Source organism: Cryobacterium breve (assembly GCF_004402375.1).
Lineage (GTDB): Bacteria > Actinomycetota > Actinomycetes > Actinomycetales > Microbacteriaceae > Cryobacterium > Cryobacterium breve.
This window is the reverse complement of sequence record NZ_SOGJ01000010.1, coordinates 91,368-117,571: the sequence shown is the minus strand read 5'-3', so window position 1 is coordinate 117,571 and position 26,204 is coordinate 91,368. Positions and strand designations below refer to the sequence as shown.

23 protein-coding genes and 1 riboswitch are annotated in these 26,204 nt (G+C 68.0%); of the genes, 14 read left to right on the top strand and 9 right to left on the bottom strand.

The window, feature by feature from the left end; genetic code table 11:
* Positions 1-66 precede the first annotated feature (66 nt).
* Both E3O65_RS03080 and E3O65_RS03075 read left to right on the top strand, forming a co-directional pair.
* Complete coding sequence (locus E3O65_RS03080; protein ID WP_134362287.1) at positions 67-1,998, top strand: heavy metal translocating P-type ATPase; 1,932 nt, start codon at positions 67-69, stop codon at positions 1,996-1,998.
* Positions 1,999-2,168: 170 nt separating this feature from the next.
* Positions 2,169-3,386, top strand: coding sequence for an MFS transporter (locus E3O65_RS03075; RefSeq protein ID WP_134362286.1), 1,218 nt, complete (start codon positions 2,169-2,171; stop codon positions 3,384-3,386).
* Between the two features lie 57 nt (positions 3,387-3,443).
* Here the strand turns inward: E3O65_RS03075 and E3O65_RS03070 are convergent, their stop codons facing one another.
* Positions 3,444-3,827, bottom strand: coding sequence for a YrdB family protein (locus E3O65_RS03070; RefSeq protein WP_241985616.1), 384 nt, complete (start codon positions 3,825-3,827; stop codon positions 3,444-3,446).
* Positions 3,824-4,696, bottom strand: a complete 873-nt coding sequence (purU, locus tag E3O65_RS03065) for a formyltetrahydrofolate deformylase (RefSeq protein ID WP_134362285.1) — start codon at positions 4,694-4,696, stop codon at positions 3,824-3,826. Before purU ends, E3O65_RS03070 begins: the two co-directional genes overlap by 4 nt.
* Positions 4,697-4,865: 169 nt before the next feature.
* Here purU and E3O65_RS03060 point away from each other — a divergent pair, with 169 nt between their 5' ends.
* Positions 4,866-6,161 carry an MFS transporter gene (locus E3O65_RS03060; protein ID WP_134362284.1) on the top strand — a complete coding sequence of 432 codons (1,296 nt, stop codon included), beginning with the start codon at positions 4,866-4,868 and terminating at the stop codon, positions 6,159-6,161.
* A gap of 83 nt (positions 6,162-6,244) precedes the next feature.
* Here the strand turns inward: E3O65_RS03060 and E3O65_RS03055 are convergent, their stop codons facing one another.
* Complete coding sequence (locus E3O65_RS03055; RefSeq protein ID WP_134362283.1) at positions 6,245-6,664, bottom strand: GreA/GreB family elongation factor; 420 nt, start codon at positions 6,662-6,664, stop codon at positions 6,245-6,247.
* 105 nt (positions 6,665-6,769) lie between these two features.
* The gene (locus tag E3O65_RS03050) at positions 6,770-8,338 is read right to left on the bottom strand and encodes an amino acid permease (protein WP_422386396.1); all 1,569 of its coding nucleotides are present in this window, start codon (positions 8,336-8,338) and stop codon (positions 6,770-6,772) included.
* Positions 8,339-8,483: 145 nt separating this feature from the next.
* Between E3O65_RS03050 and E3O65_RS03045 the strand changes: the two genes are divergently transcribed.
* From E3O65_RS03045 to E3O65_RS03010, 8 genes are all read left to right on the top strand, one after another.
* Positions 8,484-11,393, top strand: a complete 2,910-nt coding sequence (locus E3O65_RS03045; RefSeq protein ID WP_134362281.1) for a Na+/H+ antiporter subunit A — start codon at positions 8,484-8,486, stop codon at positions 11,391-11,393.
* Positions 11,390-11,932 carry a sodium:proton antiporter gene (locus E3O65_RS03040; RefSeq protein ID WP_134362280.1) on the top strand — a complete coding sequence of 181 codons (543 nt, stop codon included), beginning with the start codon at positions 11,390-11,392 and terminating at the stop codon, positions 11,930-11,932. Before E3O65_RS03045 ends, E3O65_RS03040 begins: the two co-directional genes overlap by 4 nt.
* The gene (locus E3O65_RS03035) at positions 11,929-13,488 is read left to right on the top strand and encodes a Na+/H+ antiporter subunit D (RefSeq protein WP_134362279.1); all 1,560 of its coding nucleotides are present in this window, start codon (positions 11,929-11,931) and stop codon (positions 13,486-13,488) included. The genes E3O65_RS03040 and E3O65_RS03035 overlap by 4 nt, the downstream gene beginning before the upstream one ends.
* Positions 13,485-14,111, top strand: a complete 627-nt coding sequence (locus E3O65_RS03030) for a Na+/H+ antiporter subunit E (protein ID WP_134362278.1) — start codon at positions 13,485-13,487, stop codon at positions 14,109-14,111. The genes E3O65_RS03035 and E3O65_RS03030 overlap by 4 nt, the downstream gene beginning before the upstream one ends.
* Positions 14,111-14,374: an MrpF/PhaF family protein gene (locus E3O65_RS03025; protein ID WP_134362277.1), complete on the top strand. Its 264-nt coding sequence runs from the start codon at positions 14,111-14,113 to the stop codon at positions 14,372-14,374. The genes E3O65_RS03030 and E3O65_RS03025 overlap by 1 nt, the downstream gene beginning before the upstream one ends.
* Positions 14,371-14,709 carry a monovalent cation/H(+) antiporter subunit G gene (gene mnhG, locus E3O65_RS03020; RefSeq protein ID WP_134362276.1) on the top strand — a complete coding sequence of 113 codons (339 nt, stop codon included), beginning with the start codon at positions 14,371-14,373 and terminating at the stop codon, positions 14,707-14,709. Before E3O65_RS03025 ends, mnhG begins: the two co-directional genes overlap by 4 nt.
* 6 nt (positions 14,710-14,715) lie before the next feature.
* Positions 14,716-14,805, top strand: a riboswitch (ZMP/ZTP riboswitch).
* A 41-nt stretch (positions 14,806-14,846) separates the two neighbouring features.
* Positions 14,847-16,145 carry a serine hydroxymethyltransferase gene (gene glyA, locus E3O65_RS03015; protein WP_134362275.1) on the top strand — a complete coding sequence of 433 codons (1,299 nt, stop codon included), beginning with the start codon at positions 14,847-14,849 and terminating at the stop codon, positions 16,143-16,145.
* A gap of 221 nt (positions 16,146-16,366) precedes the next feature.
* Positions 16,367-17,251, top strand: coding sequence for a bifunctional methylenetetrahydrofolate dehydrogenase/methenyltetrahydrofolate cyclohydrolase (locus E3O65_RS03010; RefSeq protein WP_134362274.1), 885 nt, complete (start codon positions 16,367-16,369; stop codon positions 17,249-17,251).
* Positions 17,252-17,379: 128 nt separating this feature from the next.
* Here the strand turns inward: E3O65_RS03010 and E3O65_RS03005 are convergent, their stop codons facing one another.
* Entirely contained in the window at positions 17,380-17,928 is a 549-nt protein-coding gene (locus tag E3O65_RS03005) for a gamma carbonic anhydrase family protein (RefSeq protein WP_134362273.1), read from the bottom strand.
* Positions 17,929-17,976: 48 nt separating this feature from the next.
* Here E3O65_RS03005 and E3O65_RS03000 point away from each other — a divergent pair, with 48 nt between their 5' ends.
* Positions 17,977-18,453: a YbaK/EbsC family protein gene (locus E3O65_RS03000; protein ID WP_134362272.1), complete on the top strand. Its 477-nt coding sequence runs from the start codon at positions 17,977-17,979 to the stop codon at positions 18,451-18,453.
* 254 nt (positions 18,454-18,707) lie between these two features.
* Here E3O65_RS03000 and galK read toward each other — a convergent pair whose 3' ends face one another.
* Positions 18,708-19,868, bottom strand: a complete 1,161-nt coding sequence (galK, locus tag E3O65_RS02995) for a galactokinase (RefSeq protein ID WP_134362271.1) — start codon at positions 19,866-19,868, stop codon at positions 18,708-18,710.
* On the bottom strand, positions 19,865-21,082 hold the full coding sequence (galT, locus tag E3O65_RS02990) for a galactose-1-phosphate uridylyltransferase (RefSeq protein ID WP_134362270.1): 1,218 nt from the start codon (positions 21,080-21,082) through the stop codon (positions 19,865-19,867). The genes galK and galT overlap by 4 nt, the downstream gene beginning before the upstream one ends.
* An 85-nt stretch (positions 21,083-21,167) precedes the next feature.
* Here galT and E3O65_RS02985 point away from each other — a divergent pair, with 85 nt between their 5' ends.
* Both E3O65_RS02985 and E3O65_RS02980 read left to right on the top strand, forming a co-directional pair.
* Positions 21,168-22,010, top strand: a complete 843-nt coding sequence (locus tag E3O65_RS02985) for a DeoR/GlpR family DNA-binding transcription regulator (protein ID WP_134362269.1) — start codon at positions 21,168-21,170, stop codon at positions 22,008-22,010.
* Positions 22,011-22,019: 9 nt separating this feature from the next.
* Complete coding sequence (locus tag E3O65_RS02980) at positions 22,020-23,000, top strand: aldose 1-epimerase family protein (protein WP_134362268.1); 981 nt, start codon at positions 22,020-22,022, stop codon at positions 22,998-23,000.
* 93 nt (positions 23,001-23,093) lie between these two features.
* On the opposite strand, the gene E3O65_RS02975 is transcribed toward E3O65_RS02980, so the two are convergent.
* Entirely contained in the window at positions 23,094-24,599 is a 1,506-nt protein-coding gene (locus tag E3O65_RS02975; RefSeq protein WP_134362267.1) for an APC family permease, read from the bottom strand.
* Positions 24,600-24,701: 102 nt separating this feature from the next.
* Positions 24,702-26,147 (bottom strand): aldehyde dehydrogenase family protein, encoded by a 1,446-nt coding sequence (locus tag E3O65_RS02970; RefSeq protein ID WP_134362266.1) that lies wholly within the window; start codon positions 26,145-26,147, stop codon positions 24,702-24,704.
* Positions 26,148-26,204 lie beyond the last annotated feature (57 nt).

Genomic DNA, 26,204 nt, shown 5'->3' with positions numbered 1-26,204 from the left:
GCGCAGGCCGCACAGGGGAGCCTTTCCTTGCTGGCGCGACCCTGCGGACGGAGTGAGACTGGCAGCATGTCCAGTCTCGTCGCTGCCATTCACCGTTACCCTCTTGTCGCCACCACCGTGCTGCTCGGGCTCGTTGGAGTGGCGCTGGCCCTGTTCGGCGAGACGGATGTCGTGCGCTGGCTGTTCAGCGGATTCGGCCTGCTGGTCGCCGGTCACGAAACGGTCGGCATGGTGCGGCGGCTGCGTCAGGGCACCTTCGGCATCGACGTCCTTGCGATCATGGCCATCGTCGCCACGGTTCTGGTGAGCGAATATGTCGCCACGCTCATCATTGTGTTGATGCTGACCGGCGGGGCGGCCCTTGAGGACTTCGCCGTGAATCGCGCCAAGCGCGAGCTCGACGAGCTGCTCCGACGGGCGCCGCAGATCGCGCATCGGCTGACCGGCGGCGGCGTCGTGACGGACGCCGGCGGCGAGCACGCCCGCAGCGGTGAGGTTGAAGACGTGCCCGCGACCGAGGTGCGGGCGGGTGACCTGCTCCTTGTGCGCCCGGCCGAGATCGTGCCGGTCGACGGCGAGTTGGTCTCTGTCAGCGCCGCGTTCGACGAGTCGTCGCTCACCGGCGAAAGCCTCCCGGTGGAGCGCCGAGCCGGCGACGCCGTGCTCAGTGGGTCGATCAACGGCCAGGCAGCGGCCACCGTCCGAGCAACCAGGACCGCCGCCGACAGTCAATATCAGCAGATCATCGCTCTGGTCGAGGAGGCCTCGGCCAGCAAGGCCCCGGTGGTGCGCCTGGCCGACCGCTACGCCGTGCCGTTCACGGCGGTGTCGGTCTCGATCGCCGGTCTCGCCTGGTTCGTCAGCGGCGACCCGGCCAGGTTCGCCGAGGTTCTCGTGGTGGCCACCCCCTGCCCGCTGCTGATCTCCGCGCCCGTCGCGTTCATGGGCGGGATGAGCCGAGCGGCACGCAACGGCATCATCGTCAAAGGCGGCGGTGTGCTCGAGATGCTTTCCCGAGCCAAGACCGTCGTCTTCGACAAGACCGGCACGCTCACGCACGGCACCCCGACAATCGCCCGGGTGCTGCCCCAACCCGGCTTCGGCGAGCTCGAACTGCTCGCCCTCGCCGCATCTGCGGAACAGTACTCGTCACACGTGCTCGCGGCATCCGTTATCTCGGCGGCCCGCAGCCGCGGGCTCAAACTGACCACGACGGAGACCGCGAACGAGGTGCCCGCGCACGGCGTCTACGCCCGGTTGGCAGGCCGTGAGGTGACCGTCGGCAAGCTGTCCTATATCCGTGACCGGGCACCGGATGCCGTCGCCGCGCCACTAGAGGGCGGCGAATTGGCGATCTACCTCGCCGTCGACGGCCGCTTTGCCGGGAGCATCGTCGCCAGCGACAGGCTGCGGGAGAACGCGCCGCAGACCATGGCCGATTTCCGGGCCCTCGGGCTGCGGGACACCGTCATGCTCACCGGGGACGCCCAGCCCACGGCGGAGCACATCGCCGCGCTGGTCGGGATCGAACAGGTGCAGGCGGACTGCCTGCCGGTCGACAAGGTCAATGCCGTGCGGGCACTGACGCATCGCCCGGTGATCATGGTCGGCGACGGCGTGAACGATGCTCCCGTGCTGGCCATCGCCGATGTCGGAATCGCCATGGGTGCGCGGGGGGCCACAGCCGCGAGCGAGTCAGCGGACGTCGTCATCCTGATCGACGATCTGACCCGCGCCGCGAGGGCGGTCGCGATCGGCCGGGACACCATCCGGATCGCGCTGCAGAGCATCTGGCTGGGGATCGTCATGAGCCTCGGACTGATGCTTCTGGCCGCGTTCGGTTTCATCCCGGCCACGGTCGGCGCCCTGCTGCAGGAATTCGTGGACCTGGTGACGATCGTGAACGCGCTGCGGGCGATCGGTGGACGCCGGGATGCCGCGGTGAAGGCCCAGCTCGCCGCTCGCGAGCCGGTGGCGACCGGCGCCTTCGCTCGTTGAGCGTCGCGCACTGTGATCGGCCTTGAGAGAATTCGACGGAGATTCTCGGTTAAACGAGCAATATTCGGGCTGTCCGCGGCCGAACTGGGCCAGATCTCCGTCGAATTCGTGAGGGGCGCGAGGCTTGTGGCGCGGCGGTCGGACGTCGAGCCACGGCTTACCCTGAGACAATGCGATTCGCACGATTCCGCCGAGGCGGCGACACCCCCGGCGTGAACCGCCCGCAGCTGTCCCGCGAGGTCTACGTGCTCGGAGTGATTGCTTTCTTCGTGATGGTCGGCTTCGGCGTGGTCGTGCCGGTGCTGCCCGTCTACGTGCGTAGTTTCGGCGTGGGCTATCTGGAAATCGGTGCCGTGGTCTCCGCGTTCGCCCTGATGCGGTTCGTCTCGAGCCCTTTCACCGGGCGCCTGATCGACTGGGCGGGGGAGCGGATGATCCTCGCCACCGGTATCGGGATCGTCGCCGTCTCCAGCGGGCTGGTCGGAGTGGCGCAGAACTATCCGCAACTGCTGCTCCTCCGCGGTGCCGGTGGTGTCGGGTCGGCCATGTTCACGGTGGCGGCCATGACCCTGCTACTCGGCTCCACGGCACCGGGGATCCGGGCCAGGGCAATCGGCTTCTACCAGGGTGGGTTTTTGCTCGGCGGGATGGCCGGCCCTGCACTCGGCGGACTCCTCGCCACGATCTCGCTCACCGCGCCGTTCTTCTTCTACGCCGGTACGCTGGCCGTTGCCGGCGTGCTCGGGCTCGTGCTGCTGCGCCCGGTGCGGGGAGGGGCCGTCGTCGTTGCCGGGCTGTCACCGGCGCGCATCCCGTTCCGGACGGTGCTGCGGGACACCCGCTTCCGCGCGGCGTGCATCGCCAACTTCTCCACCGGCTGGAATTCGTTCGGCGTGCGCAATGCGCTGATCCCCGTGCTCGTCGTCGAGGTTCTGCGAGGCCCGACCGCATGGACCGGCATCGCCTTCGCCTTCGCGGCCGTCGCCCAGACGGTGGCGCTCGCTCCCGCCGCACGATTCGTGGACACCGTGGGCCGCCGCCCGGCCATCGTCGGAGCATTCCTGGTTGCCGGGCTGACCATCCTCGCCGTTCCGTTCGCGCCGAACATCGTCGTGCTTACGGCGCTGCTCTGTGTCTACGGTGTTGCCTCGGCCTTCATGGGAACCGCACCCGCCGCATCCGTCGGTGATGCCGCCGGCGCCGGGGGTGGGCGCCCGGTCTCGGTGTTCTCGATGTTCTCCGACCTGGGTGCCATCGTCGGCCCGCTGGCCGCCGGGTTCCTGGTCGACAGCGTGTCCTATCCGGTGGCCTTCGGGGTGGGGGCCCTGCTCTTCTTCGCGACCTCTGCCTACGCGTTGCGGATGCCGCGGCCTGCCCGCCTCGCCTGAGGCCGACACCGGCGAACACGGTTCCGTACTCGGATGAGGGCGGAGGAGCGGTGGGGGTCAGCGCAGTTCTGCGCGGCCGGAGATGACGCCGCTGACCGTAGCCACCAGAGCGAAGACCACTCCCACGAGCGGCAGTCCCAGGTCCCACCAGGCGAGAGCCGCGGAACCGAAGACGCAGATCTCGATGACGGCCTTGCCGAACGGGTCCAGGCGGAAGACCGCCTTCGGGGAACGGAACAGGGCCCAGACCAGGAGCGCAAAAGCCGGGGTCAGGATGCCGACCAGCACACCGGGCCACGGCAGCGGCCACGTTGCGAAGCCCCAGATCCCCAGGCTGATGAACGCGAACAGTTCGAGCAGGAACCGCACGATGTCGTTGGGCTTGGTTTTCGCGCTGGTCTCGGTCACCTGCCCCATCTTACCGAGCGCGCGGGCGCTCACTTGAAGATGATGGTGCGAGCGCCGTCCACCAGAACCCGGTGCTCGGCGAACCAGGTGACAGCCTGCGTCAGGGTGCGGCTCTCCTCATCCTGCCCGATGGCGACGAGCTCGGCCGGAGTGCGAGAGTGGTCCACTCGCACGACGTTTTGCTCGATGATCGGACCCTCGTCGAGGTCGCCGGTGACGAAGTGCGCCGTGGCCCCGATCAATTTCACGCCGCGCGCGTGGGCCTGCTTGTACGGGTTGGCGCCCTTGAAGCCGGGAAGGAAGGAATGGTGGATGTTGATGGCACGGCCCTCAAGCAGCTCACAGAGCGCGGGGGAGAGGATTTGCATGTACCGGGCGAGCACCACCAGCTCGATATCGTGCTCGGTGATGGCCTCGACGACGCGCGCCTCGAAGGCTGCCTTGCTGTCGGCATCCGTCACCGGACGGGACTCGAACGGCACCCCGTAGAAACCGACCAGGTCGCGCAGCGTGCCGTGGTTGCTCAGCACGAGCGGCACCTCGATGGGAAGCTGGCCGCCGCGCTGCCGGAAGAGCATGTCGTTGACGCAGTTACCGGCGGTCGAGGCCAGGATCAGGGTGCGCTGGGGACGCCCGACGACATCGATGACGGATTCCATGTCGTACCGGCGCTCGACCGGTGCGAGCTCCTCCTCGAGCTCGGCCTGCGTGGCCTGGGACTCCACCTGCAGCCGCATGAAGAAGCGGCCGGTGTCGGCGCTGGTGAACTGTTGACTCTCGGTGATGTTGCCGCGCGCTCGCACGATCGCACCGCTGACCGCGTGCACGATACCCGGCTGGTCGACGCAGACAAGGGTGATCACCCAGTGGTGGCGCGGGTTCGGCGCAAGCGAAGAAGTCATCCGACTAGGTTACCGGCCCTCTGACGCCGGGCGTTGCGCGTCGGCTAGGCTGGGATATGGTCGGCGCAGCACGCCGGCCCCGGGCGCGCACGTTGGCGCGCAGTCGATCCGGACCGGCCCCGCGGCATCGCCCGCGCAGCCACTGTTCCCGTCTGTGAGCCACAGCACCATGTCATTCACCGCACCCATCAATCTGCCTCGGGATTCGGCGGACTCGTCGGCGACCGCCGCCGGCCCGTTTCCCTGGGTGGGCCTGCTCGCCTTGGCCGCCGCCGTCTTCCTGTCGGTCACATCGGAGATGCTGCCAACGGGTTTGCTGCCCGATATGAGCCGGGCACTCGGAGTCAGCGAGGGGCAGATCGGCCTGCTCGTCTCCTGGTTCGCCTTCACGGTGGTGCTCACGAGCACATCGCTGGCCCATGTCACTAGGCGTCTGCCCCGACACGGACTGATCGTGCTCGTTCTCATCGTGCTCGCGGTCAGCAACGTGCTCACCGCCATCGCTCCCAACTACGCGTTCATGGTCGGCGGACGCATCATCGGCGGCATGGCCCACGGCCTGTTCTGGGCCGTGGTCGGCGCGTACGCCGCACACCTCGTGCCCCGAGAGCAGATCGGCCGCGCCGTCGCGATCACCGTCTCGGGCGGAACGCTCGCCTTCGTGTTCGGGGTGCCCATCGCCACAGCCGCCGGCCACCTGCTCGGCTGGCGGCTGTCCTTCCTGGCCCTCGCCGGCCTCATGCTGGTGGGCGCGGTCGTCGTCTGGCGGTTCCTGCCTCCGGTGTCGCACTACGGGGCCCGCGTGACGGATGCCGCGGCACACTCTTCCGCCGCGACCGACGGTTCCGGGGCCGCTTCCGCACATCCCGCGGCAGTTGTCCCCAAACCACGCCGCGACCCCACGATGCGCGCCGTGATCCTGGTCTGCACCATCACCGGCCTGACCATGGTCGGGCACTACACCTTTTATACCTACATCGCCCCGTTCCTGATCGACGAGATGGGCGTGGACTCCGGTGCGGTCGCGCCCCTCTTGTTCGCCTATGGGATCGCGGGCGCGATCGGCCTGGTGCTCTCCGGAACGGTCTTCGGCCCCCGGCCGCAGCTCGGGCTCGTCATCGGCATCGCCGCGTCGGCGCTGAGCGTCACGGTGCTGGCCCTCTTCGCGGCGACCCTGCCCGTTGCGATCACCGCCTTCGTGCTCTGGGGTCTGGCCTTCGGTGTGCTTCCGCCGCTGCTGCAGACTCGGCTGCTGCACACCGCCTCGCGGCGTATCCGGGACACCGCGAGTGCGATCTACACGACCGCGTTCAACGCCGGTATCGGAGGTGGCGCCCTGCTCGGTGCCACACTGCTGGGCACCGTGGGGATGACGGCGGTGCCGCTGGTCTACGTCGCTATTCTGGCGCTGGCGTTCGTGCTCGTGATCGTCAGCGACGTGGTCGTGCGGCGCCGCGCGGCCTGACCGCTCCGACGGGGCCGAACCGACACGTGTGAGGGGTGCGGACGCATCCGCACCCCTCACACGTGTCGTCTCAGTGCTGGCGGTCAGCGACCGCCGGTGTACGGGACCGCCGCGAGAATCTCGATCTGCATGTTGGCGTTGGACGGCGTCGTGTACGTGACGGTGTCGCCGACGTGGGTGCCGATGATGGCCTGGCCGATCGGCGACGACGGCGAGTACACATCCACTCGCACCTCGGGGTCGAGGGACACGAGTTCACGTTCGCCGAGCAGGAACACGGTGGCCCGGGTGTCGCCGGAGAGCATGGCGGTGATCCGCATGCCGGGCTCGACCAGGCCGTCGTCCGGTTTGATCGAGGCCTCGGCCTGGCTGAGGGTCTTGCGCAGCACCCGGACCCGGTCGGCTGTGGCCGCGTCGGGGCTAGGGTGACTGGCCAGAACGGCGAGTTCCTCGATCAGCAGAGCGAGCGCGCTGGGTGGCATCCACACCGATTCGGTGGTCATTGGTCTCTCCGTAAATCGCGAAACATCGGGTCTCGCAGTGATCAATCCGCAATGGTAGCCGCACCGGCTGTCGGCACGCGGAATGGTGCTTCGTAGGCGTGGCGGTTATTCCGTCGGGTTCCCATCCTTCGGGTCGGCAGCGCGCATCTGGTCGGAGAGGGGCCGGTTGGGCACAATGGGAACCTGGCCGGTGAACCCCTCGCGGGCGCTCGCGATCTCGAGAATGCGTCCGCGGCAGGCATACCAGCCCACGATCAGCAGCGGGATGATGATCACGAGCGAGCTGATCGTGAGCGTACCGACCGGCCAGTCGAAGGCCATCAGCACGAGCACGGCGACGAGGAAGGCCAGGCTGGCGTAGCCCGTGTAGGGGGCCCCGAACATCCGGAACTTCGGTCGCTGCAGGATGCCGAGCTTCGACCACGCGTGCAGTCGCAGCTGGCACAGCACGATCATGCCCCAGGCGCTGATGATGCCGATGGCGGCCATGTTCAGCACGATCTCGAACGCCTTGTCGGGCACGACGGCGTTCAGGGCGACGCCCAGCAGGGTGACAACGCCGGTGAGGAGGATGCCGCCGAACGGCACCCCCGTGCGGCTCACCTTCCCGGCGAAGCGCGGTGCCGATCCCGCCAGTGCCATCGACCGCAGGATGCGCCCGGTCGAGTACAGGCCCGCGTTGAGTGAGGACAGGGCCGCGGTGAGCACCACCAGGTTCATGATCACGTCGACGCCGCCGACTCCGATGGTGCCGAAGAACGTGACGAACGGGCTCTCTCCGGCCTTATACGCGGTGTAGGGCAGCAGCAGCGACAGCAGGAGGATCGAGCCCACGTAGAACACGGCGATACGGATGATGACGGTGTTGATCGCCTTCGGCATCACCTTCTCCGGGTTCTTGGTCTCCCCGGCGGTCGTGCCGACCAGTTCAATCGAGGCGTAGGCGAAGACGACGCCCTGCACCACGAGAACGGATGCGATCAGCCCGTTCGGCAGCCAGCCCCCGTTGTCCCCGATCAGGCTGAACCCCGTTTCCTGGCCGGGGATGGGCGTGCCGAAGATGACCATCCAGGTGCCGACCAGCAGGAAGGCCACGATAGCGAGAACCTTGATCAGGGCGAACCAGAACTCGAGTTCACCGAACACGCTTACCGACAGGAGGTTCAGGGAGAGCACTGCGGCGAGGGCGGCGAGGGCGTAGAGCCATTGCGGCACGTCACCGAACGGTGCCCAGTACTTGGCGAAGAAGTTCATGTAGATCGCGACGGCCGTGACGTCGACGATGGCGGTCATCACCCAGTTCAGCCAGTACAGCCAGCCGGTGACGAACGCCGTCTTCTCGCCGAAGAACTCGCGGGCATACGAGACGAACGAGCCCGACGACGGCCGGTGAAGCACGAGCTCACCGAGGGCACGCAGAATCAAGAACGCAAAGAAACCGCAGATCGCGTACACGAAGACGAGAGAGGGACCCGCGGTGGCGAGGCGTCCGCCCGCACCCAGGAACAGGCCGGTGCCGATGGCGCCGCCGATGGCGATCATCTGCACCTGGCGGGCCTTGAGACCCTTGTGCAGACCCTCGTCCTCGTGCACGTTGAGGGCGTCCGAGATGTGCTCGAACGGAGTCTCCGTGCCACGCCCGTGGAACTCGGGGTGGTCAGGTTTGTGGGGCACGTGTGGCCCCCGGCTTGCACGCGTCATAGGGCTCTTCCGATAGATCGGGTTTTCGCCAACCTTAGCGGCCCCCGCACAGGGCACGCACCAGCGAGCCTCCGGTAGACTGTGCGCGACACTCTGACTTGGAGAGCCGGGAGGCCGCATGGCGACAATCCTCGCCCTTTTCGCTGTCGTCTCCGCGCTGACGCCCCTCCTCACCCGGTGGCTGTCCCTTCGTGTCTTCTATCTGATCGCCCTGCTCCCCGCAGCGGCTTTCGCCTATACGGTCGGCCAGACCCCGGCCGTCACCGCGGGCGGCGCCGTCACCGAGTCCGTCCCGTGGATTCCAGCGCTGGGAGTGTCGCTCTCGTTCCGGGTCGACACTCTCGCCTGGTTGCTTGCCCTGGTTGTGACGGGGGTCGGCGCTCTCGTGCTGATCTACTGCGCCCGCTACTTCGCAGCCGACGAGCCCGCACTCGGGCGCTTCGCGGCGGCCCTGCTGGCGTTCGCCGGGACCATGTACGGTCTGGTCACGGCCGACGACATCGTCGTGATGTTCGTCTTCTGGGAGATCACAAGCGTGCTTTCCTACCTCCTGATCGGGCACCACACGTTCAAGCGTGCGAGTCGCGGCGCGGCCCTGCAGGCCTTGCTGGTGACGACCTTCGGCGGCTTGATCATGCTGATCGGGGTTGTGATCCTTTCGGTGGAGACGGGAACCACATCCCTCGCCGCCATCGTGGCCGACCCGGTCACCGGACCGGCCGCCACCTGGGCGGTGCTGCTCATCCTGGTCGGCGCGCTGTCGAAGTCCGCGCTCGTGCCTTTCCACTTCTGGCTGCCGGCGGCGATGGCGGCCCCCACCCCGGTGAGCGCCTACCTCCACGCGGCCGCGATGGTCAAGGCCGGCATCTACCTAGTGGCTCGCCTCGCCCCCGGTTATGCCGACACACCGGGCTGGATGCCGGTGCTCGTCACCCTCGGCGTCGGCACCATGCTGGTGGGCGCGTGGCGATCGCTGAGGCAGTACGACCTCAAGCTCGTGCTCGCCTACGGCACGGTCAGCCAGCTCGGCTTCCTCGTGGTTGTGGTCGGCTTCGGCACCCAGGACGCCGCGCTCGCCGGGGTGGCGTTGCTCCTAGCCCACGCGCTCTACAAGTCGGCCCTGTTCCTGACGGTCGGCATCATCGACCACCGGGCGGGCACCCGCGACTGGCGCCAGCTGTCCGGGGTGGGGCGCAACGCGCCCGCGCTGGCCGCGATCGCCCTGGTCGCGGTCGCCTCCATGGCCGGCATTCCGCCGCTGCTCGGGTTCGTCGCCAAGGAGGCCGTGTTCACGGCGTTCCTGGAGGCAGCCCTGGCCGGCGACGGTTGGGGCTGGGTCGCCCTGGTCGGCACAGTGCTCGGCTCGGTTCTGACGGTCGCTTACAGCGCCCGCTTCTTCTGGGGCGCATTCGGAACCAGGCCTCGTCTCGCGGAGACCGCGCTGCACCACGCTCGGTGGGACTTCCAGCTGGCCCCGGGCCTGCTCGCCGTGGCCACCGTGCTGCTCGGCCCGTTCGTCTTCCTGCTCGACCCGGTGCTGGCCTCGTACGCCGGCACCGTGCCTGGCGGCGGTGATTACCACCTTGCGCTCTGGCACGGCTTCGAACCGGCGCTCGCCCTGAGCGCCGTGGTGGTGGTGGTCGGCGTCGTGCTCTTCTGGAAACGGCGGGGCGTGGCCCGACTGCAGGCAACGGTACCGGCCTACGTCGACGCCGGCCAGGGCTACGGCTACACCGTGCGGGGCATCGACCGGGCCGCGGCGCGCATCACGCACTTCGCCCAGATCGGTGGACTGCCGCAGTACCTCTCCACCATCCTCGTCGTCTTCGTTCTGGCACTCGGGTTCGCGGCTGGAGTCAACCGCAGCTGGCCGAACACCATCGTGCTCTGGGACTATCCGGGCCAGGTGGTGGTTGCCCTCACCATGGGCATCGCGGCGGTGATGGCCGCCCACGTCGGCGAACGGATCACGGCCGTGCTGCTGGCCGGAGTGACCGGCTACGGCCTCGTCGCCCTGTTCGCGTTCCACGGCGCCCCCGACCTGGCCCTGACCCAGGCTCTCGTGGAAACCATCACCATCGTCGTCTTCGTGCTGGTGCTTCGCCGGCTGCCCCAGAAAATCGCGCAGCACAACCGTCCCATGCACCGGCGGCGACGCGCGGTGATCGGCGTGCTCGTCGGAACCGTGATGGGCGTCATCGGCGTGATTGCCCTCGGCGCGCGGCAGGCCCCCAGCATCGCAGCGGAACTGCCCCGGCTCGCGGTCGAGGAGGGACACGGACGCAACATCGTGAACGTGATGCTCGTGGACATCCGTGCCTGGGACACCATGGGTGAGATCTCCGTGCTGATCGTCGTGGCCACCGGCGTCGCCAGCCTTTTGTTCGTCTCCGGCCGCAACGCGGTCGTTCCCCGGCTGCGCGATTCCCGCAAGCGCCGGTCGCTGCCGCATCGGCGCAAGGTCGTCGCGGACCCGGCCGCGCCCTCCGAGGGGCATGCCGTCACCCGCCAGTCCTGGCTGCTGGCCGGTCGCACCGTGGCCGAGAAAGACCGCTCGATCATGCTCGAGGTGCTCGTGCGGCTTCTCTTCCACCCCGCCATGATCGTCTCCGTCTACCTGCTCATCGCCGGTCACAACGCGCCCGGCGGCGGCTTCGCCGGCGGCCTCATCGCCGGGCTCGCGCTCGTCTCCCGCTATCTGGCCGGGGGGCGCTACGAGCTGGGCGAGGCTGTTCCCGTCGATCCAGGCAAGATCCTCGGTCTGGGCATTGTGCTGGCGGTCGGGATGGCCGTGGTCTCGCTCTTCTTCAGCGGCATCCCGCTGGAATCCGCCTACTTCGAAACCACGGTGCCCGTGCTCGGTCCGCTCTCCTTCGGCACCTCCACCATCTTCGACATCGGGGTGTACCTGGTCGTGGTCGGGCTGGTGCTCGACATCCTGCGCAGCCTGGGCAGTGAGGTCGACCGGCAGCAGGAGGCCGGCGAAACCGAGCCGCGCCCGCAGCAGAGCGCGGAGGCGCCCGCATGAGCGCCTCCCTCACCCTCGTGATCGTGATGGCGGTCATGTACGCCGCCGGGGTCTACGTGATGCTGGAGCGCAGCCTCACCCGGGTCCTGATCGGATTCCTGCTGGTGGGGAACGCCACGAACCTGCTGATCTTCATCATGAGCGGTCGCCCCGGCAGCTCGCCCATCGTCACCGGCACTGCCGCCGACGCAGACATGGCCGACCCGGTGCCCCAGGTGCTCATGCTCACTGCCATCGTGATCAACTTCGGGATCACGGCGCTCATCCTCGCGCTCATCTACCGGTCCTGGTGGCTGGCGCGCCTCGGCGACGAAGGTGACACGGTCACCGACGAGCACGCGGCCGAGACCGTGGGCAGCACGGAGGAGTCCTTCCGTTCGGTCACCGAGGACGAGGCAGCCAGCCAGGAAGACCTCGACGCGAGCGAGCGAGGGAGCGAGCACGCGCACGAGCGAGGGAGCGAGCACGCGCACGAGCAGCCGCACACGGGTGAGCGCGGCGACCCGGCCACCGCTCCCGGCGGGGGGATGAACCTGTGAACCTCCTCGTGCCCCTGGTCGTCACCATCCCGCTGCTTGGAAGCGCCCTGACCCTCGCCTTCGGCCGTCGCCGTCCCCAGCAGATCGTGGTCAGCGTGCTCGCCCTGACCCTGGTGGCGGTCATCAGCGCCGTGCTCCTGGTGCAGGTCGACCAGACCGGTCCCGCTGTGGTGAACGTGGGCGGTTGGGATGCGCCATGGGGCATCGTGCTCGTCGTCGACCGTCTCTCGGCGATCATGCTTCTGGTCTCCGCGCTGATGCTGCTCGGTGTGCTCCTGTTCGCCGTGGGGCAGGGCATCGTGGACGGAGACCGGGAAACACCGGTCTCGATCTTCCACCCCACCTATCTCGTGCTGGCGGCCGGACTGTTCAACGCGTTCATCGCGGGTGACCTGTTCAACCTCTACGTGGGATTCGAGATGCTGCTCTCGGCGAGTTATGTGCTGCTGACACTGGGCGGCACGGGGGCGCGCATCCGTGTCGGCGTCACCTACATCGTGGTGAGCCTGATGTCATCCATTCTGTTCCTCAGTGCGATCGCACTGATTTACGGGGCCACAGGCACCGTGACCATGGCCCTGATCTCCGAACGTGTGGCTGACCTCCCGCCGGACGTGAAGCTGGTCCTGAACCTGCTGCTCCTGCTGGCCTTCTGTGTGAAGGCCGCGGTGTTCCCACTGTCGTTCTGGCTGCCCGACTCCTATCCGACGGCTCCGGCCCCGGTCACGGCGGTGTTCGCGGGTTTGCTCACGAAGGTCGGTATCTACGCCATCATCCGCACCCAGACCCTGCTCTTCCCGGAGAGCCCGCTGTCGGTGCCTCTGATGGTCGTGGCGTTCCTGACCATGATCGTGGGAATTCTCGGCGCGCTCGCGCAGGCGGACATCAAACGGCTTTTGTCGTTCACCCTGGTGAGCCACATCGGCTACATGATTTTCGGCATCGCAATGGGCACGCCGCTGGCCATCGCGGCCACCATCTTCTACGTCGTGCACCACATCACGGTGCAGACGACTCTCTTCCTCTGCGCGGGGCTGATCGAACGGGTGGGCGGAACGACATCGCTGGCGCGTCTCGGCGGACTGCTGAAGGCGGCACCGTTCGTGGCCTTCCTCTTCTTCGTGGGCGCGCTCAACCTCGGCGGCATCCCGCCTTTCTCGGGCTTCCTCGGCAAGATCGCCCTTTTCCAGGCCGGAGCCGAAATCGGCGAACCGGTGACCTATATCCTGATGGGTGCGGGAGCCGCCACCTCGCTGCTCACCCTCTACGCCCTGGCCCGCGCCTGGAATGTCGCGTTCTGGCGGGAGGCAGGCGAGGTCGAGGACTACGAGTCGCCGATGCTCGACGCTCTGTTGGACGACCCGGACGACGAGGGCGCGGTCACGACGCGCACCATCTCACCACTGATGACCGGCGCGACGACCGCGCTGCTGGTGCTGACCCTGTCACTGACCGTGTTCGCGGGGCCGGTGTTCGCGTTCACGGGCCGTGCGGCGGCCAACATCGAGAACCCCGCAACGTACATCGATGCCGTCTTCCCGAACGGCGCACCATGAGTACCCCGAGGCAGCGTCTTGCCGCTTTCTTAAACCAGATGCCCCTGTTCCTGGGGCTCGTGCTGCTGTGGATGCTGCTCTGGGGCTCCTTCTCCTGGCTCAACCTGCTCACCGGCACGCTGCTGGCCACCCTCGTCTCCGTGGGCTTCTACCTGCCCGCGGTGCAACTGGGACTGCGCCTGAATATCTGGTACACCGCTCTCTACCTGATCCGGCTCGGTTTCGATATCGTTCGCGGCTCGCTGCAGGTGGCCGCCGTCGCACTCTCGCCGCGCTACACGCCCAGCAACGCCATCGTGGCCGTGCACCTGCGCACCCGCAGCGACTTCATCCTGACTCTCACCGGTGTGTCGACGTCCATCGTTCCCGGGGCCGTCGTGGTCGATGTGGACCGGGTGCGGTCCACGCTCTACCTGCACGTGCTGAACGTGGCGCGCCCGGAACAGGTGGAGCGGTTCCGGAACGGCGTCCTGGACGAGGAGCGCCGGATCGTGTTGGCCCTGGGCTCCCGGGAAGACGTGGAACGCCTCCACCGGGTCAGCGGCGAGGACCGGAGCGAGAAAGACCAGCGCGCGCGCGATCAGCATGCGCACGACAAACGAAAGCGGGGAGGGACTTCCTGATGCAGATCGTCGCTGTTATTGCCGGGGCGCTGTTCGGAGCCGGCGCCCTGTGCGCCCTGTATCGGATCGTGCGCGGCCCGACCGTGCTCGACCGGGTGATCGCCTCGGACGTCCTGGTTGCCACCGTGATCTGCGCCATGGGCGCGGAGATGGCATTCAACCGGCATACCGACACTCTGCCGGTCCTCCTGGTCCTTGCCCTGTTCGCGGTGCTCGGCTCGTTGAGCGTCGCCCGCTTCCTGCCCGTGCGGAACACCGAATGAGCGACGAACTGCGCGACGTGATCTCGGCGGTCCTGGTGCTCGCCGGGGCCGTGATGTGCTTCGCGGCCGGGGTCGGCGTCATCCGCTTTCCCGACGTGCTGTCGCGGCTGCACGCGGCTACCAAGCCGCAGATCTTCGGCCTCATGGCGATCACGGCCGACGTGGCTCTGAACAACTTCACGGTGGGCACCGTCACCCTCGCCATCGCCATCGTCGTGTTCCAGGCGTTGACCGCCCCGGTCGCAGCGCACATGGTGGGCCGTGCCGCCTATGACACCCGCCATGTGCGCGTGGACGTGCTCATAATCGATGAGCTGGGCACCCGGCCCGACTGATAAGATCAAACCTGTCGCGACTGGCGTAGCACGAAAGATGGGTCACCATCGGGGAGCGACTGACACGGTTAGTGACCGCACGCCTGGGCCACGACGATTGATCATCACGTCGTAATCAAAAAGTCTGAGGAGACCCCGTGCCCGATTCCGTGCCTTCCACCATCTTGCGGTCCACGTTCAACGAGCCCCTCGAGGTCGTAGACCCCGAGATCGCCGCCGTCCTCGAGCAGGAGCTCGGACGCCAGCGCGACTACCTCGAAATGATCGCCAGCGAGAACTTCGTTCCCCGCGCGGTGCTGCAGTCGCAGGGTTCTGTGCTCACCAATAAATACGCCGAGGGCTACCCGGGACGCCGCTACTACGGCGGCTGCGAGTACGTCGACGTGGCCGAGCAGCTCGCCATCGACCGGGCCAAGTCCCTCTTCGGCGCCGCCTACGCCAACGTGCAGCCCCACTCCGGAGCCACCGCGAACGCCGCAGTGCTTTCGGCCATCGCGACCCCCGGCGACACCATCCTCGGCCTTGAACTTGCCCACGGCGGCCACCTCACCCACGGCATGAAGCTCAACTTCTCAGGCAAGCTCTACAACCCGGTTGCCTACGGCGTCGACCCGACCACCTTCCTGGTCGACATGGACGTCGTGCGCGAGAAGGCGCTCGAGACCAAGCCCAAGGTCATCATTGCCGGCTGGTCCGCCTACCCGCGCCACCTCGACTTCGCGGCCTTCCGCAGCATCGCCGACGAGGTCGGCGCCATGCTCTGGGTCGACATGGCCCACTTCGCCGGTCTCGTCGCAGCAGGCCTGCACCCGTCCCCGGTGCCCTACGCGGATGTTGTGTCAACCACGGTTCACAAGACCCTCGCCGGTCCCCGCTCCGGTCTGATCCTCTCCCGCGACATGGCGCTGGCGAAAAAGCTCAACTCCAACGTGTTCCCCGGCCAGCAGGGCGGCCCGCTGATGCACGTGATCGCCGCCAAGGCGACCGCGTTCAAGCTCGCGGCCGAGCCCGAGTTCAAGGAGCGCCAGGAGCGCACCCTGCGAGGTGCGAGCATCCTCGCCGACCGTCTGATGGCGGACGACTCGCGCGCCGGTGGCGTCGACGTGCTCACCGGCGGAACCGACGTGCACCTCGTGCTCGCCGACCTCCGCAACTCGCCCATCAACGGCCAGCAGGCCGAGGACGCCCTGCACGCGGTAGGCATCACGGTCAACCGCAACTCTGTTCCGTTCGACCCGCGCCCGCCGATGGTCACCAGCGGCTTGCGCATCGGAACGCCGGCCCTGGCCACCCGTGGCTTCGGCGACGAGGAGTTCACGGTCGTCGCCGACGTCATCGCCGAGGCCCTCAAACCCGATGCAGACATCGAGGGTCTGCGCGCCCGCGTGAAGGTGCTCACCGACGCTTTCCCGCTTTACCCCGGGCTGCAGCAGTAGCCCCGTCGACTACCCCTTGCGGCGGGCCCCACTGCGCCGTGCGCCCTGCGTGAACGAATTCGACGGGGATTGTGCGCTGAGAACGCGGTGACGGCATCCGTCACCGGCGTGTCGCATAACATCTCCGTCGAATTCGCACGCGGCCGCGGCGGCTGAGCGGGCAGTATCGATTGGTAGGCAGCATCGGAGTACTTGAGAACGACCGATTGAATGGATCTACAATGACGGCAATCACCCTCGATGGAGTCAAGACGGCTTCAGCGGTCAAGACCGAGCTCGTCGACCGCATCGCGGAGCTGCGTGCGCACGGCATCGTGCCCGGGCTCGGCACCCTCCTGGTCGGCGACGATCCAGGGTCGCGCTCGTATGTAGCGGGTAAGCACCGTGACTGCGCCGAGGTCGGCATCGAGTCGATCCGCGTCGACCTTCCCGCGTCGGCGACCAGCGCCGATGTGCGCGCTGCCATCGCCGACCTCAACTCCGCCCACGAGGTGACCGGGTACATCATCCAGCTGCCGTTGCCGGTCGGCCACAATGACAACGCCATGCTCGAATTGATTGACCCGTCGAAGGATGCCGACGGCCTGCACCCCACGAACCTCGGCCGGCTGGTCCTCGGCATCGAGGGCGAGCTGGACTCGCCGCTGCCCTGCACCCCGGCCGGCATCGTCGAACTGCTGCGCCGCTACGATGTGCCGATCGTGGGCCAGCGTGTGGTTGTCGTCGGGCGCGGTCTCACAGTCGGGCGTCCGCTGGGCCTGCTCTTCACCCGCAAGGGCCTGGATGCCACCGTCACTCTGACGCACTCGCGCACGGTCGACCTGTCCGGCGAGGTACGTCGCGCCGACATCGTCGTGGCAGCCGTCGGCGTGCCTCACCTGATCCAGGCCGACTGGGTCAAGCCCGGTGCCGCTGTACTCGACGTGGGCATCACCCGGGTGACCGATCCGATCACGGGCAAAGGCACGCTGACCGGAGACGTGCACCCGAATGTCGCCGAGGTCGCCGGTTTCCTGTCTCCGAACCCGCGCGGTGTAGGTCCGATGACCCGTGCCATGTTGCTCTGCAACGTGGTGAAGGCCGCCGAACTCTCCCTCATCCGCTAGTCCGGTACGGGCGCCCTTCCTCTCTCGGCGACCGGGACCCGCGAGGACCGGTGATGATGCCGTCGGGGCTCACGTTGCGGAACCCGGCGCACGTTGCAACCTGCGCCGCGAGCCTGAACCTGCGCCGCTCAGTCCTCGCGCTGCGCCGCCACTGAAGCGTGCAGTGCGGAGTGGCGCAGGTACTCCTCGGCGTTGTGGCCGAGGCCGGCGACCTCGTCATCCGTCAGGGGGCGCCGCACCTTGGCGGGAACGCCGGCGACCAGCGACCGCGGCGGCACGATGGTGCCTTCGAGCACCACGGCTCCCGCGGCGACGAGCGACCCGGAACCGATAACGGCGCCGTTCAGCACGGTTGCCATCATGCCGATCAGCGAACCGTCCTCGATCGTGCATCCGTGCAGAACGGCGCCGTGTCCGACGGACACATTGCGGCCGACGATCAGCGGGAAGCCGTGATCCACATGGCAGGAGACGTTGTCCTGCAGATTGGAGCCCGGACCGATGCGGATGGGCTCCGCCTCTGCCCGCAACACGGCGTTGTACCAGACGCTGGCATGCTCGCCCAGGGTCACGTTTCCCACCAGCACGGCGCCCGGGGCAACGTAGGCGCTCTCGGCGACGACCGGTCCGGGTCGGTCGGGCAGGGTGACGATGCGGGCGGCGCTGTCGGCAGTCATACGCGTCAGCCTATCGGGAGTGCCGCGCCCAGGCCGTAGGATTTCGGCATGGTGAACAGTGCGCATCCGTCCGTTGAGAGGGTTCGAAAGGCACTTCGCGCCCATGGCCTCGATCCGGAGGTTCGCTGGTTCGACGATGCTGCCACGACCGCCGTCGCCGCCGCGAATGCGCTCGGCGTCGACATCGGCGCCATCGCGAATTCGCTCGTCTTCACCCTCGACGGCGAGCCGCTGCTCGTGCTCACTTCCGGGGCGCACCGGGTCGACGCGGTCTGGCTGGGGGACAGGCTGGGCGGCACGATCGGACGCGCCTCGAAGGATGTCGTCAAGCAGGCCACCGGTCAAGTGATCGGCGGCGTCGCGCCGCTGGGGCATCCGTCGCCGCTCCGCACCCTGGTGGATGTCGCGCTCGCCGAATTCCCCGTCGTCTGGGCCGCAGCGGGACACGCGCACACCGTGTTCCCGACCACGTTCGACGAGCTCGTGCGCATCACCGGAGGCGAATCCACCGCGGTCGCACCCTGAACGCACGTGGCTGTGGGTGTTTTTTGTGGCCAACTCAGGAGAAACGGATGTCCGGAGTCGCCTCGGCCCCGCAATCCGTGGGTGCCGCAGACGCTCCCATCGGTTTCTCCTGAGTTGGCCACCGAACCGAACCGAACCGAACAGGACTGAACCGAACTGAACCGAACCGAACTGGACTGGACCGAACTGGACTGACCGAACCGGACCGAACCGGACCGAAACAGATCCAAGCGGATCGAGGGCGTGGCCCGGCGTTACTGCTGGCGCCCGGCCCCATCGGCGGCGCGCACCACGAACAGGTCCGGCGCCGTGAAGCCCCGGACCGCGAACGCGGCGGTCACCGCGGCGGTCACCGCGGCGATCAGGGCGCTCGGAGTCAGGGCGATGGCCGCACCGCCGAAGCCGCCACCGGTCATCCGGGCGCCGATGGCCCCAGCGCCGCGGGCGGTGTCCACGGCGAGATCGAGCTCGGGGACCGAGATTTCGAAGTCGTCCCGCATCGACAGGTGCGAGGCGTCGAGGAGGGCGCCGATCGCGGTCGGGCCGTGCTCGCGCAGGGTGCGCACCGTGTCCTGAACGCGCCGGTTCTCGGTGACGACGTGCCGCACCCGTCGAAACGTCTCGTCGTCGAGTACGTCGAGGGCCCGGTCGAGATCGTCCACGGTGAGGTCGCGCAGGGAGGTCACCCCCAGCATGCGTGCACCCCGTTCGCAGGATGCCCGGCGGGAGGCGTACCCCCCGGTCGAGTGGGCGTGGCTCACCCGGGTGTCGATGATCAGGAGTTCGAGGCCGGCGGCGTCGAACCCGAGGGGGATCACCTCGGCCTCGAGGGTGCGGCAGTCCAGGAATACGGCGGAGTCGGCCTCGCCTAGAAGTGACGCGGACTGGTCCATGATGCCGGTGGGAGCCCCGACTGCCCTGTTCTCGGCCAGCTGGCCCACCCGGGCGAGCACGCGCCGGTCGAGTCCCAGCTGCCAGAGGTCGTTCAGTGCCACGGCGACGGCGCTCTCGATTGCGGCGGACGACGACAGCCCGGCCCCGATCGGCACATCCGAGTCGATGAACACGTCGAAGCCTGGTACGAGGGCGAGATCCGCGCCGAACTGGCCGAGCGCCCAGGCCACGCCGAGCGGGTATGCCGACCAGCCCGCCAGGTTCTCCGGGGCCAGGTCGTCTAGGGAGAGTTCGACGCTCTCCTCGGCGAATGAGCTCGCGACCCGCAGTAGGCGGTCACTGCGCAGGCCGAACGCGACGACCGTGCGCCGGTTGATCGCGAAGGGGAACACGAAGCCGTCGTTGTAGTCGGTGTGCTCGCCGATCAGGTTGACGCGGCCGGGGGCAGACCAGAGTCCGGCCGGGGCCGCGCCGAAGCGGCTCGTGAAGCCATCCGTCACGGTCGTGATGAGGTCGTTCATGCGTGGGCCTGCCCTTCGGGCGTTGTGCTGAGTGTGGAGGTGGCGGATGTGGCGGCGCCGTTGAGCTCCTCGGCGGCGTCCGCCGCGGCGGAGCGTTCGACCGCGCGGCGAATGTTGTCGGCTGCCTGCTCGGGCGTGACGTCGCCGATCCAGGCGCCCATGGCGGCCTCCGACCCGGCCAGGAACTTGAGCTTGTCCGCGGCGCGGCGGGGGCTGGTCACCTGCAACATCAGGCGGATCTCGTCGCGGCGCACCGAGACCGGGGCCTGGTGCCAGGCCGCGATGTACGGCGTCGGGGTGTCATAGAGGGCGTCGATGCCGCGCAACAGACGCCGGTACAGCACGGCCAGCTCGTCGCGTTCGGCGAGGCTGGTCGCGGCGAAGTCGGGCACGTGGCGGTGCGGCAGCATGTGCACCTCGATGGGCCAGCGGGCGGCGAATGGCACGAACGCGGTCCAGTGCTCACCGGTCAGGATGACCCGGCCGCCGGACTGCTCGCTGGCGAGGATGTCCGCGAACAGGTTCGGCCCGTACTGGTCGAGCGAGGCGATGACCCGTTGCGTGCGCGGGGTGACGTAGGGGTAGGAGTAGATCTGGCCGTGCGGGTGGTGCAGCGTGACGCCGATCGCCTCGCCGCGGTTTTCAAATGGGAAGACCTGTTCCACGCCGGGTAGCTGAGAAAGGGCGTACGTGCGTTCGGCCCAGGCCTCGATCACGGTGCGGGCGCGCACGACCGACAGGCTCGCGAACGAACCTTCGTTCTCCGGGCTGAAGCAGACGACCTCGCAGCGGCCGACCGATGTGCGGACGCGGTTGAGTCCGATGGTGTTCAGGTCGTCGAGCCCGGCGGGGGCGTCGGCGTCGGTGAGCAGCGGTCCGAACGAGGGCGACTTGTTCTCAAACACGGCGACGTCGTAGTTGCTGGGCACCTCGGACGGGTTCCCCGGCGTCGACGGGGCGAGCGGGTCCAGGTGCGCGGGTGGCAGGAAGACCCGGTTCTGGCGGGCGGCGGCGATCGAGACCCAGTCGCCGCTGAGGGGGTCCTGGCGCATCCGGGCCGTGGCGGGCCGCGGGTCGAGTTCGCGCAGGTCGGCCGCCCGTTCGGGCGGCAGGGTGGTCTGGGGGTCATCGAAGTAGATGAGGTCCCGACCATCGGCGAGGGTGTGGCGGTGACGGATGATCCCGGCGTCGGCTTCGAAGTCTGGTGTGTTCATGGCACACAACACGCTAGCCGATTTGCGTATATGAAACCAGATGTTTCGCATTGAAAACTAAAGCAAAGTAAGCAAAGATGGACGAATGGCATCCGTTGACACGTCCGCACCGGCCGACTCCGCGGGCGACCGCGACGCCCTTCCGGCCTACCAGCGGCGCGAGGAGATCCAGCGCCTCGTCGGAGAGCGCGGCTTCGTGCGGGTTCGGGAGCTACGTGAGGCATTCGGGGTGTCCGGCGTCACGGCCCGGGCCGACCTCGACCTGCTCGAGTCCGCCGGTTCACTGCAACGCGTGCACGGCGGGGCGGTTCCGGCCGCGTCCACCAGCGGCCGCCCACTGCGTGAGTTCTCGTTCGAGGAGGCGCTCGCGTCATCCGTGCTGCCCAAGGCACAGATCGGCGCGCTCGCCGCGTCCCTGGTGTCGAGCGGGCAGAGCATCATCCTCGACGTGGGCACGACCACCCTCGCTATCGCCCGCGCCCTGCTGGCCCGCACCGAACTGACCGACGTCGTCATCATCACCAACGGGTTGAGCATCGCTCTCGCCCTCGAACCCGCCATCCCGCGGTTCACTGTGATCGTCACGGGCGGATCGCTCCGCCCCCTGCAGCATTCCCTGGTCGAGCCGCTGGCCCGGACCGTGCTCAGCCAGGTGCACGCCGACCTGGCGTTCATCGGCTGCAACGGCGTCGACGCCGGCCACGGGGTCTCCAACATCAATTTGCCCGAGGCCGGTGTGAAGGCGCTCATGCTCGCAGCTGCGACCCGGGCGGTCGTCGTGGCCGACGGCTCCAAGCTCGGCCAGGTGCATCTCGGGCAGGTTGGACCGCTGGGCGCGTTCGACACCCTGGTGACGGATGCCGGGGCCGACGAAGCCGCGCTGGCACCGCTCCGCGAGGCCGGCCTGACCGTTCTGCAACCGGAGTAGGTTGACCTCATGCGCTCAGTAACGGGTTTCCAGTATGACTTGAGGGCGGCCACGCCGAACGGGCCGGCCCTCGCGATCGTCACCGAGGTCGCGGCCGGCCTCCGCTTGTATTCCCTGAACGGCATAGATCTGGTTGAGACCTTTGCGGTTGACGCCACTCCGCCGTGGGGCGCCGGAATCGTTCTGGCGCCGTGGCCCAATCGCATCCGGGACGGACTCTGGCAGCACGGGGGAATCGTACAGCGACTGGCGCTCACCGAGCCGGAGCTGTCCAACGCCATCCACGGACTGCTGAGGTATTCGCCCTACCGCATGCTCGAGCGCAGCCCGAGTTCGGTCACCCTAGCGGCCACTGTCTTCCCGCAGGGTGGCTATCCGTTCTTGCTCGACACGACCGTGCGATACGCACTGACCGATGACGGACTCGAGGTCACGCACATGGTGCGCAATGTCGGCAGGGAGACGGCCCCTGTCGCCCTCGGCGCGCATCCGTACCTCAAGATCGGCGGGGTTCCCACGGCGGACCTCGTGCTCACGGTCGCGGCGCACACTCACATCGACGTCGACGACCGGCAGAACCCCGTCGGGGAATCCTCCGTCGCCGGCACGCGTTTCGACCTGCGCCAGGGCCGCCGGATCGGTGACATCGATCTCGACGACGGCTTCGGCGGGGTGGGGCACGAGTCATCCGAGGTATTGCCCGAGGTGTCCGGCGAGGAGCTTGTCACCAGGGTTGCCTCGGTGACCGCTCCCGACGGCCGCAGCGTCGCGATCTGGGGTGACCGGAACATCCGCAACGTGCAGGTCTTCACCCCGCGCAACTTCCCCTTCGAGGGTCCAGACGGTCCGTTTCTGGGGCTGGCGGTGGCGATCGAGCCGATGACCGCCCCGGCCGACGCGTTCAACTCGGGAGCGGGGCTGCGCCGGCTGGAGCCGGGGGAGTCCTGGACGGTGCGCTGGGCCATCCGTCACGCCGGGTTCGGCCTGTGACCGTGACCACGACATGAACCGGGGGGCACGGATCGGGGTGCCTGCCTCGCGGCGGACACCTGGTCCGCGACACTGCCGGTGCGATCGGAACGGTCACGAGAGAACGTCCCTGACCAGATCCTCGTTTTCGGTCGTCGACCAGATCGAGTGCAGGTAGCCGGCAAGCAGCAGCACGAAGGGCAGGAACACCAGGACCCAGCCGATCGGGCTGAGGCCCCAGGGGGTTACCGTGGGGTCGACATCCGCGGCGACCGTTCCGGCGAGGAGTCCGAAACGGCTCATCAGCAGGTACTCGCCGAGCACGAGTCCGATGGTCGCCAGCACGGGGGCGATCACGGTCTGGAAGACGTTCTCGTGACCCGGATTCCGGCGGAAGAACGTGATGACCGCCACGCAGACGAGAATCTCGATCAGCACGATCGCCACAACGGCGAGACCGCTGAACCAGTAGAACATGTTGAGCACCGGGTCCAGTTGGAAGACCGCGAAGGCCGCGATGACGAGCCCGGTCAACACCGAGGTGGCGAGGGAGGCAGCGCTCGGGGCGCCGCGGCCGTTCACGTGGCTGAGCTGCCGAGGCAAGGCCCCGCCACGGCCGAGCGCGAAGAGGTACCGGCTGGCCGCATTCTGGAATGCGAGCAGCCCGGCGAACAGACTGGAGAGCACCAGGATTCCCATCACGGTCGCCATCCACGGTGCCACGTACTGGGTGGCGAGGGAGAAGAGCACTGCGGCCGGGTCGGCGAGGGGAACGCCGCCAAGGGTCGAGCGCTCCACGGTCTTCTCGACCACGGACGACGCGCCCATCCCGGTGACCATGGCGAACGACGTCAGCGCGAACAACACCGTGATAACTCCGACCGCGAGGTAGGTGGCCCTGGGCACCACGGTCTTCGGGTCTTTCGATTCCTCGCCGTAGATGGCGGTGGCCTCGAACCCGATGAACGATGCGAACGCGAAGGCGAACGCGATCCCAGCTGAACCGGCGAGCCCGCCGGCGAGGATCGCGGCAGGGTTGAATGAGGCCCACACGTTCACGCCTTCCGGTCCGCCGTCCGCGAGGATGGCGACCGAGGTGACGATCAGGGCCAGAAGCTCGAGCAGCATCAGTACCCCGAGGACCTTGGCGCCGACTTCCACGCTGAGCAGGGAGAGCAGGGTGACGGCAACCCAGGCGGCGAGCGACCAGGCCCACCAGGGCAGCAGGCCGACCTGAGCACCGAGTAGCCCGCCGAAGAACCCGTAGATGGCCAGCTGGATGGCGAGGTAGGCGAGGATCGAGACGAAGGCCGATGCGCTGCCGAGGTGCCGGCCGAGTCCCCGGCCGATGTAGGCGAAGAAGGCCCCGGCGTTGGTGACCCGCTGACTCATCGCGGCGTAGCCCACACTGAACAGCAGCAGGGTGAGGCCCACCACGAGGTAGGCGCCCGGTGCGGCGGCGCCGTTGCCGAGCACGATCGCGACCGGCACCGCGCCGGTCATGCCCACCAGCGGTGCGGCGGCGGCGACCACGAAGAAGACGATGCCGATCACGCCGAGGCGGCCCGTGCGCAGGGTGGACTGGGAATCGGATTGAGAGGTGCTGCGGGTAGTCGTCATGGGTTTACTCCTCGATGAGTTGACGATGGCGTGAAGAGACGATTGCGGGTGACGAACGGATGGCGCGGCCAGGGGCGAAAGGATGCCGCGCCGTCGAAGGGACTAGCTGCCGTAATGCATCCAGACGCCCTTGACCTGCGTGTACGCGTCGATCGAATACGGGCCCATCTCGTTGCCCCAGCCGCTGGTCTTGAACCCACCCCACGGCGCGGCCATATCCGGCACCGGCGGCATGTTCACGAAGATCGCCCCGGCGCGGATGCCGTTGGCCAGGCGGTGCGCTTTCTCGAGGTCTTTCGTCCAGACGGTGGCCGCGAGCCCGTAATCGGTGTCGTTGGCGCGGTTGATGAGGTCCTGAAGGTCGTCGTCATCGTCGTAGGACATGATCGAGAGAACCGGTCCGAAGACCTCGTCGGTCGCGATGGCCATGTCGTCGCGCACACCGGCGAACACGGTCGGCTGGAAGAAATAGCCGACATCGCCGGAACGGGATCCGCCGGTCACGAGTTCAGCGCCCTCGGCTCGCCCGACCGTGACCATCCGTTCGACGTGGTCGAGGTGTCGCTGCGAGACCAGCGGACCCAGCTGGGTGGCCGGGTCCATCCCGGCGCCGAGCTTCATGCCGGAAACCCCGGCCGCCATCTTCTCGACGAACTCGGCCTCACGCTTCTTGTTGACATAGAACCGGGTGTAGGCGGCGCAGACCTGGCCCGAGTTGAGGAGACCGCCGGCCAGGTTGCCGCCGACGGCCGCGTCGATGTCGGCATCCGCGGTGATGATCGAGGGAGCCTTGCCACCCAGCTCGAGAGTGATCTTCTTGAGGTTGGAGGCGGCCGAGCCGGCCACGATGGAGCGGCCGACGGCGGTGGAGCCGGTGAACGACACCTTGTCCACGTGCGGGTGGTCCACCAGGGCCTGGCCGGTGCTGCCGTCGCCCGTGACGAGGTTGACCACGCCGGCCGGGAAACCGGCCTCGACGACCAGTTCGACCAGACGGATGGCTGTGAGCGGGGTCTGCTCGGCCGGCTTGATCACGACGGTGTTGCCCGTGGCCAGGGCCGGGGCGAGCTTCCAAGCCAGGATCATCAACGGGAAGTTCCACGGAGTGATCAGGGCGCAGACCCCGATCGGTTCCCGCCGGGTGTAGTGGTGGGTGTCGGGGAACGAGATCGGGGACGTGCGCCCCTCGATTTTGGTGACCCAGCCGGCGTAGTAGCGAAAGTGCTCGGCCGCGCCGGCCACGGAGATGTTGCGGGAAACGCCGAGCGGTTGGCCCTGGTCCCGGGTCTCCAGCTCGGCCAGCTCGTCAGCATGGGCTTCGATCAGGTCGGCGAGCCGGAAGAGGAGCCGGGCTCTGGCCACCGGGAGCAGGTCCCGCCACTCAGCACCGTTGAAGGCGGCACGGGCCGCGTCGACGGCGGCATCGACGTCCACACTGCTCGCGAAGCCGACGTGTTCGAGGATCTCCTCGGTCGCCGGGTTCAGAGTGGCGATCGATCCGCCCGTCGCGCTGGTCCACTCGCCGTCGATGAATAGTTTCGTTGTCATGGGTGCTCCTCGTTGAGCGGCTCCGCCTGTGTGAGCCAGTGCCACGACTCTCGCCGA